We start from the raw sequence: 12299 nt of genomic DNA, 5'->3' as shown, positions 1-12299 counted from the left end.
CGAAGGTGCAGAACTCGAGGCGGCAAATAAACCGTGCGTCACCACAGCGCTTTGATTCCTAAATCGCTTTTTCTGACCCAGCGGTCAGCGTATGCTCTTGGGGTGCTGCCGTTTCTGCTCTCCTGGCTTCATGCCACCAACGATCTATTCGGTGCATTTCTGACCCCTCTGCTGCCCAAGCTCCAGACCGCATTTGGTGTGAGTTACGGCGCGGTGTCGTTGCTGGTTGCTTTGCAGTCTCTGACCGGCAGTTTGTTGCAACCCCTGGCTGGGCTGGTGGCCGACCGGTACGACCGCCGGCTTCTGGCCGCGTTGGGCCCTTTGTTGATGGCCCTGGGGGGTGGTCTGCTGGGCTTCTTCCCCAACCTCTGGGTGGCGGGGGTGGTTCTGGCCCTGTCGGGGCTGGGCTCGGCCCTGTTTCACTCGGCGGGGGCGGCGTTGGTGGGGCAGTACGCCGACCCTGCCCGACGTGGCTTCTGGATGAGCTTTTTTGGTACGGGGGGCTACATCGGCATCTCGCTGGGGCCTATCGTCTCGCTCGCGGCCGTCAACCAAGGGGGACTGCAAACCCTGGCCTGGTTCATTCCCGTGGCCCTGGTTCCGGCTTTTTTGCTGTTGCGCCAGGCGCCACCCACCCGGCTACAGACCAGACCCTCTTCCTTTGCGGATTTGCAGCGGGTTTTTCGTGGGCATGTGGCTCGCTTGTGGGCCGTCTCGACCCTGCGTAGCATCGTGTTTATGAGCTTTTCCACCACCATTCCGTTCTGGTTTCATCAGCGCGGTATCTCCGATGCCCAGGTGGCCCTCACGCTGTCGGTCTACAGCATTTCGGCCACCGTCGGGGCCTTTTTGGGCGGAACCCTGTCGGATCGGCTGGGGCGGCGTAACGTGCTGGTGGGAACCATGATCTTTGCTATTCCGCTTTACATTGCCTTGCTGGTGGTTCCGCCAGAAAACTGGTTTTACGTGGGGCTGCTGGCCATCACTGGGGCGCTGATGAATGCGGGCGTGCCGGTGGCGGTTACGATGGCCCAGGAGCACGAGCCACGCCAGATGGCCACGGTCTCGGGGCTTTTGATGGGCTTTACCTGGGGATTTGCCGGGCTTCTGTATGGGGTGGTGGGGCCGATTATCGAGCGGTTTGGGGTGCTCGAGAGCCTGAGCGTGCTGGGCCTGCTGCTGGTGCCGGCCCTGACCCTATCCCTGGCGGTGCGTGAGGCCCAGCCCCAGCCTCGAGCCGCCTAGCCCCTATTTCAGAATGCGGGCAGAACAGAGTAGAATAGCGCATACACTCCGAATCTAAGGGGAAGTGGAAAAGCCAGCCGCTTAGTACACCTGTTTGGGGAGGTGTTCGCTATGACCAGCACGGTACGGCAGTTGCTACAGGCCAAGGGCAATATGGTACACGCCATCTCGCCGGAGGCCACCGTCTTTGAGGCCCTCGAGCGCATGGCCGCCTACGATGTGGGGGCCCTCATGGTGATGCAAGGCGACCAACTGGTGGGTGTTTTCTCCGAGCGCGATTATGCCCGCAAGATTGTCCTGATGGGTCGCATTTCTAAAGACACCCGGGTGGGGGAGGTCATGACCGACGACCTCATCACTGTTACCCCCGACGCTACTGTAGCCGACTGCATGAACCTTATGACCGGCAACCGGGTACGCCACCTGCCGGTGCTCGAGGGGGGCAGGCTGGTGGGGGTGGTCTCGATTGGGGACGTGGTAAAGGCCATCATGACCCAGCAGGAGTTCATGATTGCCGAGCTGGAAAGCTACATCACGGGCTCGCGCTAACCTCGAGTACCTCTGACACCTGCCGCGGAGCGGTGGAATTAAGCCACCGAAGAAGCCCCTTGAAGGGATAGAGGGACTCATATTGGGTTAGGCTGCTATTGGGCCTGGAAAATATTTTAGAATCAATCTAACGCTAGCCCTGGGCGTGTAGCGTCGGAGCCGAAAGACAGAGAATTGGGCACCAGGAAACAATAATGGCCAGAGCAGAACTCAAAGAAAACGTGGATTATTATATCGAAAACGGTCTCTACGTTTTCACCGAGGTCTATCACCGCAAGCGCGGCTATTGTTGTGGCTCCAAGTGCCGCCACTGTCCTTACCCTAAAGAAATTCAGGCCCAGACCGTGCAACTGCGGCTCGAGGGCCGTCCCATCAAGACCAAAGAAGACTTCGAGGCGCGCTTTGGGGTGGTTCTGGTACAACCTTAAGGTGCGCCCTTTCTGGCTGGCTGTAGGCTTTCTAACCACGTTTCCCGTGCCCAACCTGGGCGAGGTCAAAGACGGCGAAATGAAGGCCGCCTCGGCTTTCTACCCCCTGGCGGGCTACCTGATTGGCGGGGTGCTGGCGCTGGTGGCGTGGCTGACCACTGCCCTACCCGACGGCTTGCAAGGGGCCATCCTGCTGGCGGTCTGGCTGGCCTGCACCGGCATGCTCCACCTGGACGGCCTGCTGGACTCCGCCGACGCCCTGCTCTCCATGAAGCCCCCCGCCGAGCGCCTGCGCATCCTGGGCGATGTGCACATGGGCAGCTTTGCCTTTGGGGTGGGGTTTGTGGTGCTGCTCCTGAAATGGCAGTTGCTGGCCTCGAGCCCCTCGCCCTGGCTGCTTTTGTGCCTGCCCGCCCTGGTGCGCTTTGCTTTGCTCCTGCCCATGAACCTCTTTCCGGCGGCCCGCAAGGAGGGCCTGGGGGCCCGCAGCCGTGAGGGGCGAGTCTTCCTGGCTTTTGTGTTTGCCCTGCCAGCCATCTACTTCTTCCCCTGGGTTGCGCTGGCCGTGGTTGTGGCGATGCTACTGCTGGCCTCCTGGGCTGCCAGAAGGCTGGGCGGTGGGCTTTCCGGCGATGTGTACGGGGCGCTGGTGGAGCTGGGGGAGGTGGCGGGGTTGCTGGTGGGTGTGTGGTGGATTAAGTACGAAATGTAACTTGTGCTACACATTGGGGGGGGGGTTGGTCTGTCTACAGTTTTATAAAAGTTTGTCCTCACCAAAGCCGTTTTCGCTAGAATCTACAAACCACCTTACCCAAATCAGGCCATGCGATTATGTTTAGATCATGAACCGTCGTACCTACCCATCGGACGTCAGTGATGAGGAATGGGCCCTGGTGCTGCCCTATTTGACCCTCGCTCCGCTAGAGGCTCCCCAGCGCAAGTATGACCTGCGCGAAGTGTTCAACGCCCTGCGTTGGATGGTCCGAACCGGTGCTCAATGGGACTACCTCCCCCACGACTTCCCACCCCCCCATATCGTTCAGGCGCAAGCCTACCGCTGGATGAACCGGGGGGTCTTCGAAGACCTGGTACATGATCTGCGCATGACCCTGCGAATGCTCCAGGGCAAAGCCGCCCACCCCAGTGCTGCCATCTACGACGCTCGCACCCTGCAGTCCACCCCGCAAAGTGGGGGGCGGGCCGGGTATGACGGGCACAAGCGACGCAAGGGGAGCAAGGTTCACCTGGCGGTGGATACGTTGGGCCATCTGCTGGCTTTGGTGGTGACGGCGGCCAGCGAACAGGAACGGGCCCAGGTGGGGGCACTGAGCCAACGGCTACAGGAAGTTACTGGGGCGCAGGTGGCCGTGGCCTTTGTGGATCAGGGTTACACCGGAGAAGAGGCAGCACAAGCGGCGGAGGCGGAAGGAATCGCCCTGTGTGTGGTCAAGGTGGAGGGTGCTAGACGAGGATTCGTCCTGCTGCCGAAGCGTTGGGTGGTGGAACGTTCGTTTGCCTGGACATCCCGGTTTCGCAGGCTGGCGCGCGACTATGAGCGGCTGGCTGAGACCTTGCGAGGCTGGCACTGGTTGGCCTTCTCAGTTCTGATGACGGCAAAAACTGTGGAGCTTTTACGGATGACTAATTAGCAGTCTCTAGGGGGTAAACGATGCGTTTTACGCTATACGCAATAATTTCGGTCGCATGTGTGCTTTTGTTTTCTGCTTGCGGCAGTGTGAAGCGAGATTCTCATCTCAAACCGCGCCATCCTGATGGTATGTTGTGGGAACGAACCCCAGAACAGGTGATACAAGGTCTAATCCACCCCGATCACCTCAGCATGTTTTGGAATGACCTGCAGCGGAAGCCGTACCGCTCCATCTTTTTGGATGACCGGGGTAATTTTCGGCAGGATCGCATACCTCGCCTCGAGCTGCGCCGCGCCAAAACCCTTTTGGATAGCAGCGAGGAGGCAGTCGTGCAGTATTACAGAAGCTTCGGTGAGGAGCCTAGCCAACATGACATTCTGGCGGCACGGCGTGAGTTTGCCGACTGGTACGTGGGGGGCCTATGGGTTCCCGAGGTTGGTTACATTGCAGAGGTGTGGGCGCCTGTATACGGCCTGCCCTTTGACGAGACCGGCAATGCAGGCGGAATTATCATTAGGTATGGCGAGTTTCCAACGCCGGTCGCTACCCTTCCCTACGAGACCGAGAGGGGCGAGCTCTATTGGGCTTGGATTCACGAAAACGGAAACCCGTTTTCAGTTTTGATTCCAGAGAAAGATAGCAGCGGTCGTATTGTTGGTTTCAAGGATAGCCCAACCGGTTATCGCTATGCTGTGGTTCCAGGGGAGCTTCCAACACCATCGCGGGTGAGCCTCCGGGCTTTCGGGGCTAACTACGCTGGTATGAAGCTCCTGCTGGAGGGCCAGCCCATACACCTGCAGCTAAAAGGGGAGTGGTGATTGTGGGGTTGCGCGTCTGGGCGGTCGCTGTACTTGTTTCTCTGGTTTCGGCTCAATCAAGCTGCAACGTTAGGGTAACCCCTCCCGGCGGAAGCTGTCCGATTACTTATATTGATTCCAGATTTGTGGCAAACGCCTCGGTGGGGGTTGTAGGGCCTGGTGTGGCTGGCGGGTGCGAGGTTCTTTCCAGAACAGAATTTAGAGCCACAGTTAGAGGCGTCTCTGCTCCTACACCGTATCCTGGCTCTGCGCGAATCAGCGTAATTGGGGCCAACTATAACGGTGCGCCTTGTAGCGTTACGGCTCCCTGGTTCCCTAACAGCCCCTTTTCAGCCAGCACACTGCCCTGTGCCACTCCGGGTGGTGGTACCTACTATGGGGACATAGTCCTGGGATTTCCAGTGCTTTCCTTTACAGTTAGAAGCGCGTTCTAAGCACGTTCCCTAGGCTATATGTACCATGTACCTGGTTCCGAGAGGTTTTGGGGATTGGTGGGGGTGTGGTGGATTAAGCACGAAATGTAACTTGTACTACACATTGGGGGGGGTTGGTCTAAATTGCAAAAAAACTTTCCAAAGGGGGCATTATGCTACACAAACGCAAGGCGCTGGCTTGGCTGATGGTGGGGTTGCTGGTATTGGCGGGGTGCTCGAGCACGCCCAGGGTAGTGGAAACAAAGCCAAACCCAACCGCTGTATCCCCCGAAATCCGGGCGCAAATAGAGGCCAACCCAGAATTCCAACTCGTAGCGCGTCTGGCGGCACAGGAAGGGAAATATCCAGACTGGTCGAATGCTGCACAAACAGTTGACTCCAGCGGAGAAGCCATCACCCGAATTCCTTTGGGTACTGACCACAACGGTCAATGGACTTTAATCATTGCCTCAGAGGGGGCTGAGATTGGTTCAGTGTTATTGACCTATCTTTCCTCTGATAATAAGAACCCAAGGATTGCGATTGCAGATATAAATCGAAATATGGCAGTTACTGGGAGTGTTGCCAACGCAAATGTAAAGCCATCTGTTCAGAACGTGGTAATAGGGAGGGTTGCCGCATTCACTAGTCTCTCTTCGCTAATTAGTCCGGATAATAAAAATGTATCAGTTCAATGTGACCCAAGAGATCCTGATATTGTTCTTGCTATAGCCGGCCTTTTACTGGCAACTGCAGGGCTGGCGGCTTGCGCAATTCCATTTTCACCCTGGTGTGGTGTTGCCCTGGCCGCATATGGCGTGGCGTTAGCTTCGTATAATCGTGTGATGAAGGCAAAAGGATGTATTCCGTAGTCTTAGGCAAGAGGTAGCGAAATGCGAACTGCAAACGATAAAAAAAACGGTGCCACTCAGTTACCACTGCTATTGGCGAGGTGGTCGTTGCTGTTAGCGGGTAGCCTTCTCTTGATACCAGCTCTTGCAAGGTGGCAGAGCGCAGGCTGGGCGCTTGGGGATATGCACTTTCTGTTCACCTTATTAGCACTGACACTTATTGCACAAGGTCTGTTCTTACAAATGAGGTGGTTGCCCAAGGCATGGGAGCCTTCAACAACGCGCTTTTTTCTATGGGTAGTGACCATACTCGCCGCAGTATTTGTGATGTTGGTGCTTTGGTGGACGTTTGCGTAAGTAGATGAAAACGCTTACGAAGACCTTCCACTGCAGTAAATATGCGCCAGGTAGGTGAACGCAGTGAATACTACAAAACACTACACCCTCGAGTTTTTCGGTCGAGTAGCATTCTTTGCCGGGGCTAGCATGATGGCGGTCAAGGCGAGCGTGGGTGTCACTTCCGGAAGTCTGTCCCTTGGTGCATGGGTCTCGAGCCCGGAGTTTCTCTGGTTCTTGTTTGCGCTAACGATGGGGCTACAGGCCATTTTTGGAGTCAACCGCAAGCTAATTGCACGGCGTCCCGAACTCACAGGTTTCGTCCACTGGAATTACCTGGCGCTAGGTGTGCTGTATTTTCTACTCTCACTCTTTTACGGCTTCTTCGTAAAACCCTCGTATCAAATCTTGCCGTGACTTCGGTAGATGGAGTACATCCATGCAACGCAAAGCACTAAACGAAACGAGCAAGTATCTATTCAGGCTGGCCGCAAGTTTCTTCCTTATCAATGTTTTCGCCAACCTGGTAATTCTCCGCAAATCGCCGGTTCTCACTGATTTTTTGTATCTTGTCATGGCGGTGGGGCTGCTGGTTTTATCGTTTACTACCATCGGTAAGGCGAAACATCCCGATCCGGATTTGCAGCCGTTCGTAGACGTATCTCTGTTCATTAGCGGCTTGCTGGCTCTGGTTTCCTCGCTCATCGTAATTTTTGCAGGTTAGGAGGTATTACGCTACACAACTACCAAGCGGCAGTTTGGCTTGTCATGGGTTTATTTGTACTGTCCGGTTGTGTGGCGTCAATCCTGGTTCCTCAACCGGGGCGCTCGTACCGGGCCCAGCTTGAAGAACTGCGTGGGATGTCGCGCCTCGAGGTGAGTCCCGGCGAGGCTGTCCAGGCCGTTATGCAAGCTGTACGGGAGACCTCGCCCGAGTACTGGCGGCAGACCTTACCGCCGGAGATTCTGAGCGGTATCACTGCTCCTGATGGACGGTTGGATGCGGCCAGGGTTCGCCTCGAGACGCCGCTTAGGGTGGAAAGTCTGGTGCGCCCTACCCCCGATGAGGTGATGCAGCTCGCCGCGCTCAACCGCTCAGAGGCTCTACAGATTGCCCAGGCTACGCCCGATCTGGCTCGCTTGCGTGCAGAGAACCCCCAGGAATTCGAAGCCATGGTGGAACTCATTGCCCTGGAAAAAGCCCGTGCCCTCGAGGTGGCCTACTCGGGTTACTACGTTTTTCCCGTCCGGGTCGAAGGGGTGGGCCTGGTGGGTGAGGTTTACGTGAGCCTGGCCCGGCTGGAGGGCCGCGCGCCGAGCCTTGCCGCTGCTCAGTACCCGGCGCCCCGTTCGAGCCTGCCCTACCTGAGCCTGGCGCAGGCCCAGCAACTGTCTGGCAGTGCGCAGGTGGGGCAGCTCGTGAGCCTGTCCGGTCTGGTGGAGGGTCTCACCCGCGAAGCCATCTGGCTGTTTGGCGAGGTGGCCGTACACGCCAAGAGCGGTCAACGCTACCGGCTGACGCGCAAGCTCGAGGCTTCAGGCTGGCGGTTGGGCTCGAGGTGCTTCCATGAGCAAGCGGTGGTGGACCTTTTTTGGCTTCGCTGCCGCGTTCCTCCTTTCAACGCGGCAATACCCCAGTCCACAGTAAATGCCCAGCACGGCGGTTTTTCGCCGTACTGGGCAGTCTGTGGTGTCTCTGGCCAATGCCCCGTCATGCCCCCAAGGGCAGGGCGGGTCGCAGGGTTTCGGAACGGGGGATCGAATAGGTGAGCGCGCGGGCTTGCAGGACTTCGCGGGCGGCCCGCCGTCCGCTGGCATAGGCCCCGTGCACGGTGGCGGCCCAAGCGTTGGAAGCGGTGTGTTCGCCGGCGAAGAAGAGCCGGTTGCCCACCGGCTGGGCCAGGATGCGGCGGGCCTGGGAGGCCCCCACGCTGGCCTTGGAGTAGGCCCCCAGGGTGTAGGGGTCGTCCTGCCAGTGGGCCAGCCGGGCCCGGCGGGGGGTGAGGTCGGGGCGGCCTAAGGCCTGGCGCAGGGTTTGCAGGGCGTTCCGCAGGGCCTCTTCCTCTGGCAGGGCCAGCAGCTCGCGGGCCCTGGGGCCGGTGGCTAAGGCGGTTAGAATCTCGAAGTTTACGCCGTGGCCGGCGGCGCTGCTCCACCACTCGTCGGGGTTGTGGCCGGGTACGTAAAGCTCCACAATGCCGGGCGGGAGGATGGGTTCGTCGAACAGGAAGAAGAGCTTAACCGCGTCCGCGATGCCCAACTGCTGCAGCGCTGCCCGCTTGGCCTCGGGCAGCTCCGGCACAAAGCGGATCTTACCGGCTTTCAGCACGCCCAGCGGCACGGTGATCACGGCCTGGTCGGCCAGGAAGACCCGCCCATCGGTGGTGAGGGCCTTGACGCCAAAAGGGCCCCACTCGAGCGTCTCCACCACGGCCCCCAGCCGGATGTCCAGTGAGGTCGCAAGTTTTATCGCTAGTTAATCGTAGCCCTCGAGGATGCGGTAATCCCCCTCCTCGGCGGACTTGTCGCACAGAAACTCCAGCGCGGCCTGCGCGCTGAGGGTTTCTGGAGCATCGAAGTCGGAGATGTACTCTTGCAGCTTGTAGGGGATTTTTTGGCCCTCGAGCCGGTTGCGCTGGAGGTACGCGGCCAGCGACTCCTCGCCGATGGCCTGGGGCCAGTCCACCAGCCGAATGTTGTTGTATCCCAGTTCCTTACAGCCGACCTCGGCAATGGTGCGCAGGCTGCCATCCGGCAGGCGTACCAGGGTGTCGTCCTGCTGGTTGAAGTAGAGGGTGCGCAGGCCAAACTGTGCGGGAAGGGGATAGGTGGGAACCTGGCTGCTGTGGATGAATTCCGCGCCCAGCTCGATAGGTACAGCAGCAAAACTTCTATCGGTGCGGATGCGTCCTCCGACGCGGTGTTGGGCTTCAAGAACGGTAACCTGATGCTTCGCTTTCTGTAGGTCTTGGGCCGCGGCCAGGCCGGCGGCTCCGGCGCCTATGACGAGCGTCTTCATGCGAATCTACCTTTTTACACTTCTGTGAACCTTTCTCCCGAGAATTGTTCTGGATGCTCGGGCATCACCCTGCCGACTTAGTCGCTCCATCGCACGGTGGCATACCGTGTGGTGGCAGTTCGTCGAATTGCTTGTAATCAACGTCTAACCAGCAATGGGAAGTTCCTTGCGGTGCTCGATCAACCTCCTTTCTGGCTTGGTTTCCCCTCTGCGGGGTAGGTTCAGTTTAGCTCGAGGCCCCAAAGCCCGATGAAGGATTACGCACAATTGAGGCAAAAACCGTATTTTTTGTTGCGACAAAGTACCGGTAATCGAATCCTGGACATGATAGTGCCATATTTCGCAATTGCATATTTATTCAAATGGAAAATATGGCCCGAGCGAACAGCGAGAAGCAGGCCGCACTCGGGTAGACCTGGCACGCCACGACGGTGCGGGGATGATTAGCCATGCGCTGGGGTGGGTCTCTATTGCGGTGTGTATGCACTCGAGGTCGGCAGCTCGAGCAGGGCCAGGATTTTTTCCAGCCGCTCGCGTTCGCTCATAAACCCCAGCCCCCGGCGGCGCACCAGCCAGGCACGCAGGGCTTGCTGGCGCTGGGGCACGCCGCGCAGGCGGCACAGCTCGTCCAGCCCGTGCACCAAGGCCCCCACGGTCTCGCTGCTGTATGAACACACCGGACAGCCCAGGTACATGGGGTTGGAGTCGTACTGAAAAACCAGCCGGCCCCGGTGGTAGGCCCAGAGCAGCAGGGCGGTGTCCTCGAGGTTCATCACCCCCAGGGCGGTGCAGCGGAGCTTTTCGGAGAGCTGGGCTGCACGCTCCGCAAAACCCGCTTGCTGCTGGTACAGGTGTTCGAAGTCGGGCTCGAGCGGGGGATGCAGCCACCAATAGCCGCCGCTGGACGTAGCCCCCAGGTTTTCCAATTCCCGATGGGCCGCACCGGGCACATCCCACAGGAGGATGTACGGCTCGTGCATGCTTCATTATGCAGCGGAAGCAAAAAAAGCGCTCCACAGGGGAGCGCCTTGGGACTGAACGAGTCTTAATCGTCGGCAGCGGAGCCTTTGCCAATCAGCTTGATTTCGGGCTCCTGGTTCCAGTCCTTGCCGTAGATGGCCTTCATGATGATGTAGCAGACCACCCCGGTAACGATGGGCACGATGAAGACCAGTACCCACAGCAGCCCGTTGGAGAGACCCAGATCCACCTTGTAGCCGGCCAGGGTGCTCATGATGTAGAACATCAGCATCCCCACCACAAAGCTGGTGCGGAAGGGGTGCTGGCTGGGGAGCTCGAGGTAGCGCTGCTTCTCTTTGGAGTAGTCCAGGAAAGGAATAGCCAGGGCCCCCAAAATGATAACCGTGGGCACCAGGATACCGCCCCAGAACTGCGGGCCAAAAGTGGCCCCCAGGAACTCAAAGCGCCAGTTGGCCGGGATGATCTGCAAAATCCCGTAGATCCACATGAAGTACCAGTCGGGCTTAACCGGCGGGGTGTTGGCGGTGGGGGGGCCAAAAGCCTGCACCGGGTGGGCCAGGAAAGCCCCGGCGATGAAGGTGGTCACGGCGATGTAGACCAAAAACAGAATGCCCATCATCGCAGCTTGCTGCGGGAAGAGCGGCACCCCCACAATCTTGCCCGGTGCGACCTTTTCGGCGTACTTGGGCTGGGTGTGCTTCTGCTTGATCATGATGGCCAGGTGCGCGCCAATCAGCCCCATCAGGGCCAGCGGCAGCCAGAGCACGTGGATAGGAAAGAGCCGGGGGATGGTCTGGGTGTTGGTGGGCGAGAGCTCGCCGGCAAAAAGGATATTTGAGAGCAGCTTGCCCACCCAGGGGGCCGCCGCGCCAATCTCGTAGCCGATCTTGGTGGCGGTGAGGGCGTAGTTGTCGAAGGGCAGGGCGTAGCCGGTGAAGGCCGTGATGATGGCGAGCACCAGCAAAAACACCCCCACAATCCAGTTCAGCTCGCGGGGGTTCTTGTAGGCCCCGGTCAGGTGGATGCGCAGCATGTGCAGGAAGGCTGCGGCAATCATGATGTGGGCGGCCCAGTGGTGCAGCGAGCGGATCACCGCCCCAAAGGGCAGCGAGTCAATGTAGAGAATCGAGTAATAGGCCGCGGGTACTTCCTGTCCACCCGAGAGCGAGCCCGAAACCGGGCGTATGGACGGCTCGTAGTTGAGGGTCAGGAAAATGCCGGTAAGCACCAGGGTCACAAAGGAAAACAGAGTAATCTCGCCCAGGAAGAACGAGTGGTGCACCGGGAAGGCTTTGCGGAAAGCCTTGGCATATAGCTTTCCGATGCTCAAGCGATCGTCTAACCACTGATACATACTTCCTCCCTATACGTCGGCACCAGGCTTGCCCAGGAACTCGCCCGCCACCACCACCTTGCCCCCTTCCACCTTGACGGGCAGTTGGGGAACCGGGGCGGGCACGGGGCCCCCCACCACCTTGGCCTGGTTGTAGATATCGTACCTGCCACCGTGGCAGGGGCAGAGCCAGGTGTCGTTCTGCCACTGGCTCACCGTACAGCCCAGGTGCTTGCAGACCGCCGAATAGGCCAGAACCCCCTCGGGGGAGGCGTACTGGCGGGTTTCGGGGCTCATCTTGGCCGGGTCGGCCAGGATGACCATGATGGTGTTGGTGATCAGGTCTTTTTTGACCACGTTCTCGGGGCTTTTAGGGAAAGCAATGATGAAGGGGATTCTTTCCCGTTGAGCGGCCCGCAGGTCATCCAGGGTGATCTCCTGGTCGGCTTTGGGGCCGGTGGCAAAGACCAGGGTATCACCCACCGCTACCGGTTCTTTGCTGGGAATCTTTTCTTCGCGAGGTACCAGGCCCGCACCCACCCACAGCGTTGAGAGCACCGCAGCGCCCGCGCTCACACCAATGGCCGCTTGCAGGATGGCTCGGCGGGTGGCGTGGGCCTGGGGATCTTCAGGGTGGTGTTCGTGATGATGGGCAGTGGCTTCATGATCAGCCATGT

At 59.0% G+C, this 12299-nt stretch carries 15 protein-coding genes; 10 read left to right on the top strand and 5 right to left on the bottom strand.

The features are described 5' to 3' along the window. Window positions 1-102: 102 nt before the first annotated feature. From Q0X18_RS13720 to Q0X18_RS13675, 10 genes are all read left to right on the top strand, one after another. Window positions 103-1245 carry an MFS transporter gene (locus tag Q0X18_RS13720; RefSeq protein ID WP_297563438.1) on the top strand — a complete coding sequence of 381 codons (1143 nt, stop codon included), beginning with the start codon at window positions 103-105 and terminating at the stop codon, window positions 1243-1245. A gap of 111 nt (window positions 1246-1356) precedes the next feature. Then, window positions 1357-1794 carry a CBS domain-containing protein gene (locus Q0X18_RS13715; protein ID WP_297563436.1) on the top strand — a complete coding sequence of 146 codons (438 nt, stop codon included), beginning with the start codon at window positions 1357-1359 and terminating at the stop codon, window positions 1792-1794. A 194-nt stretch (window positions 1795-1988) separates the two neighbouring features. Next, entirely contained in the window at window positions 1989-2222 is a 234-nt protein-coding gene (locus Q0X18_RS13710) for a DUF5522 domain-containing protein (RefSeq protein ID WP_297563434.1), read from the top strand. Between the two features lies 1 nt (window position 2223). After that, complete coding sequence (locus Q0X18_RS13705; RefSeq protein WP_297563433.1) at window positions 2224-2934, top strand: adenosylcobinamide-GDP ribazoletransferase; 711 nt, start codon at window positions 2224-2226, stop codon at window positions 2932-2934. A 130-nt stretch (window positions 2935-3064) separates the two neighbouring features. Next, window positions 3065-3871, top strand: coding sequence for an IS5 family transposase (locus Q0X18_RS13700; RefSeq protein WP_297563432.1), 807 nt, complete (start codon window positions 3065-3067; stop codon window positions 3869-3871). A 20-nt stretch (window positions 3872-3891) separates the two neighbouring features. Then, complete coding sequence (locus Q0X18_RS13695; RefSeq protein WP_297563430.1) at window positions 3892-4689, top strand: hypothetical protein; 798 nt, start codon at window positions 3892-3894, stop codon at window positions 4687-4689. A gap of 586 nt (window positions 4690-5275) precedes the next feature. After that, window positions 5276-5974: a hypothetical protein gene (locus Q0X18_RS13690; protein WP_297563428.1), complete on the top strand. Its 699-nt coding sequence runs from the start codon at window positions 5276-5278 to the stop codon at window positions 5972-5974. Window positions 5975-6439: 465 nt separating this feature from the next. Beyond that, window positions 6440-6706, top strand: a complete 267-nt coding sequence (locus tag Q0X18_RS13685; RefSeq protein ID WP_297563426.1) for a hypothetical protein — start codon at window positions 6440-6442, stop codon at window positions 6704-6706. 22 nt (window positions 6707-6728) lie between these two features. Beyond that, window positions 6729-7013 (top strand): hypothetical protein, encoded by a 285-nt coding sequence (locus Q0X18_RS13680; protein WP_297563424.1) that lies wholly within the window; start codon window positions 6729-6731, stop codon window positions 7011-7013. Between the two features lie 71 nt (window positions 7014-7084). Next, window positions 7085-8059 carry a hypothetical protein gene (locus Q0X18_RS13675; protein ID WP_297563423.1) on the top strand — a complete coding sequence of 325 codons (975 nt, stop codon included), beginning with the start codon at window positions 7085-7087 and terminating at the stop codon, window positions 8057-8059. On the opposite strand, the gene Q0X18_RS13670 is transcribed toward Q0X18_RS13675, so the two are convergent. The 5 genes from Q0X18_RS13670 to Q0X18_RS13650 all read right to left on the bottom strand — a co-directional run bounded on the left by Q0X18_RS13670 (window position 8001) and on the right by Q0X18_RS13650 (window position 12297). After that, a complete protein-coding gene (locus tag Q0X18_RS13670) occupies window positions 8001-8741 on the bottom strand; it encodes an NAD(P)/FAD-dependent oxidoreductase (protein ID WP_297564000.1) in 741 nt (246 codons plus the stop codon). The genes Q0X18_RS13675 and Q0X18_RS13670 overlap by 59 nt on opposite strands. Before the next feature lie 24 nt (window positions 8742-8765). Further along, complete coding sequence (locus Q0X18_RS13665) at window positions 8766-9308, bottom strand: FAD-dependent oxidoreductase (protein ID WP_297563422.1); 543 nt, start codon at window positions 9306-9308, stop codon at window positions 8766-8768. A gap of 467 nt (window positions 9309-9775) precedes the next feature. After that, window positions 9776-10288: a hypothetical protein gene (locus tag Q0X18_RS13660; protein WP_297563421.1), complete on the bottom strand. Its 513-nt coding sequence runs from the start codon at window positions 10286-10288 to the stop codon at window positions 9776-9778. A gap of 65 nt (window positions 10289-10353) precedes the next feature. After that, complete coding sequence (locus tag Q0X18_RS13655) at window positions 10354-11643, bottom strand: cytochrome bc complex cytochrome b subunit (protein ID WP_297563419.1); 1290 nt, start codon at window positions 11641-11643, stop codon at window positions 10354-10356. A gap of 9 nt (window positions 11644-11652) precedes the next feature. Continuing rightward, the gene (locus Q0X18_RS13650; protein ID WP_297563418.1) at window positions 11653-12297 is read right to left on the bottom strand and encodes a ubiquinol-cytochrome c reductase iron-sulfur subunit; all 645 of its coding nucleotides are present in this window, start codon (window positions 12295-12297) and stop codon (window positions 11653-11655) included. Window positions 12298-12299 lie beyond the last annotated feature (2 nt).

The sequence above is a fragment of the Meiothermus sp. genome, from assembly GCF_026004075.1.
Classification (GTDB): Bacteria; Deinococcota; Deinococci; order Deinococcales; family Thermaceae; genus Meiothermus.
The sequence above is the reverse complement of the archived record's forward strand: the minus strand, read 5'-3'. Positions and strand labels throughout refer to the sequence as shown.

Excerpts from the sequence above, each read along its gene's own strand:
- Q0X18_RS13715 (WP_297563436.1), top strand. The coding sequence starts at position 1,357 with ATGACCAGCACGGTACGGCAGTTGCTACAGGCCAAGGGCAATATGGTA.
- Q0X18_RS13710 (WP_297563434.1), top strand. The coding sequence starts at position 1,989 with ATGGCCAGAGCAGAACTCAAAGAAAACGTGGATTATTATATCGAAAAC.
- Q0X18_RS13700 (WP_297563432.1), top strand. The coding sequence starts at position 3,065 with ATGAACCGTCGTACCTACCCATCGGACGTCAGTGATGAGGAATGGGCC.
- Q0X18_RS13695 (WP_297563430.1), top strand. The coding sequence starts at position 3,892 with ATGCGTTTTACGCTATACGCAATAATTTCGGTCGCATGTGTGCTTTTG.
- Q0X18_RS13690 (WP_297563428.1), top strand. The coding sequence starts at position 5,276 with ATGCTACACAAACGCAAGGCGCTGGCTTGGCTGATGGTGGGGTTGCTG.
- Q0X18_RS13685 (WP_297563426.1), top strand. The coding sequence starts at position 6,440 with ATGATGGCGGTCAAGGCGAGCGTGGGTGTCACTTCCGGAAGTCTGTCC.
- Q0X18_RS13680 (WP_297563424.1), top strand. The coding sequence starts at position 6,729 with ATGCAACGCAAAGCACTAAACGAAACGAGCAAGTATCTATTCAGGCTG.
- Q0X18_RS13665 (WP_297563422.1), bottom strand. The coding sequence starts at position 9,308 with ATGAAGACGCTCGTCATAGGCGCCGGAGCCGCCGGCCTGGCCGCGGCC.
- Q0X18_RS13660 (WP_297563421.1), bottom strand. The coding sequence starts at position 10,288 with ATGCACGAGCCGTACATCCTCCTGTGGGATGTGCCCGGTGCGGCCCAT.
- Q0X18_RS13655 (WP_297563419.1), bottom strand. The coding sequence starts at position 11,643 with ATGTATCAGTGGTTAGACGATCGCTTGAGCATCGGAAAGCTATATGCC.
- Q0X18_RS13650 (WP_297563418.1), bottom strand. The coding sequence starts at position 12,297 with ATGGCTGATCATGAAGCCACTGCCCATCATCACGAACACCACCCTGAA.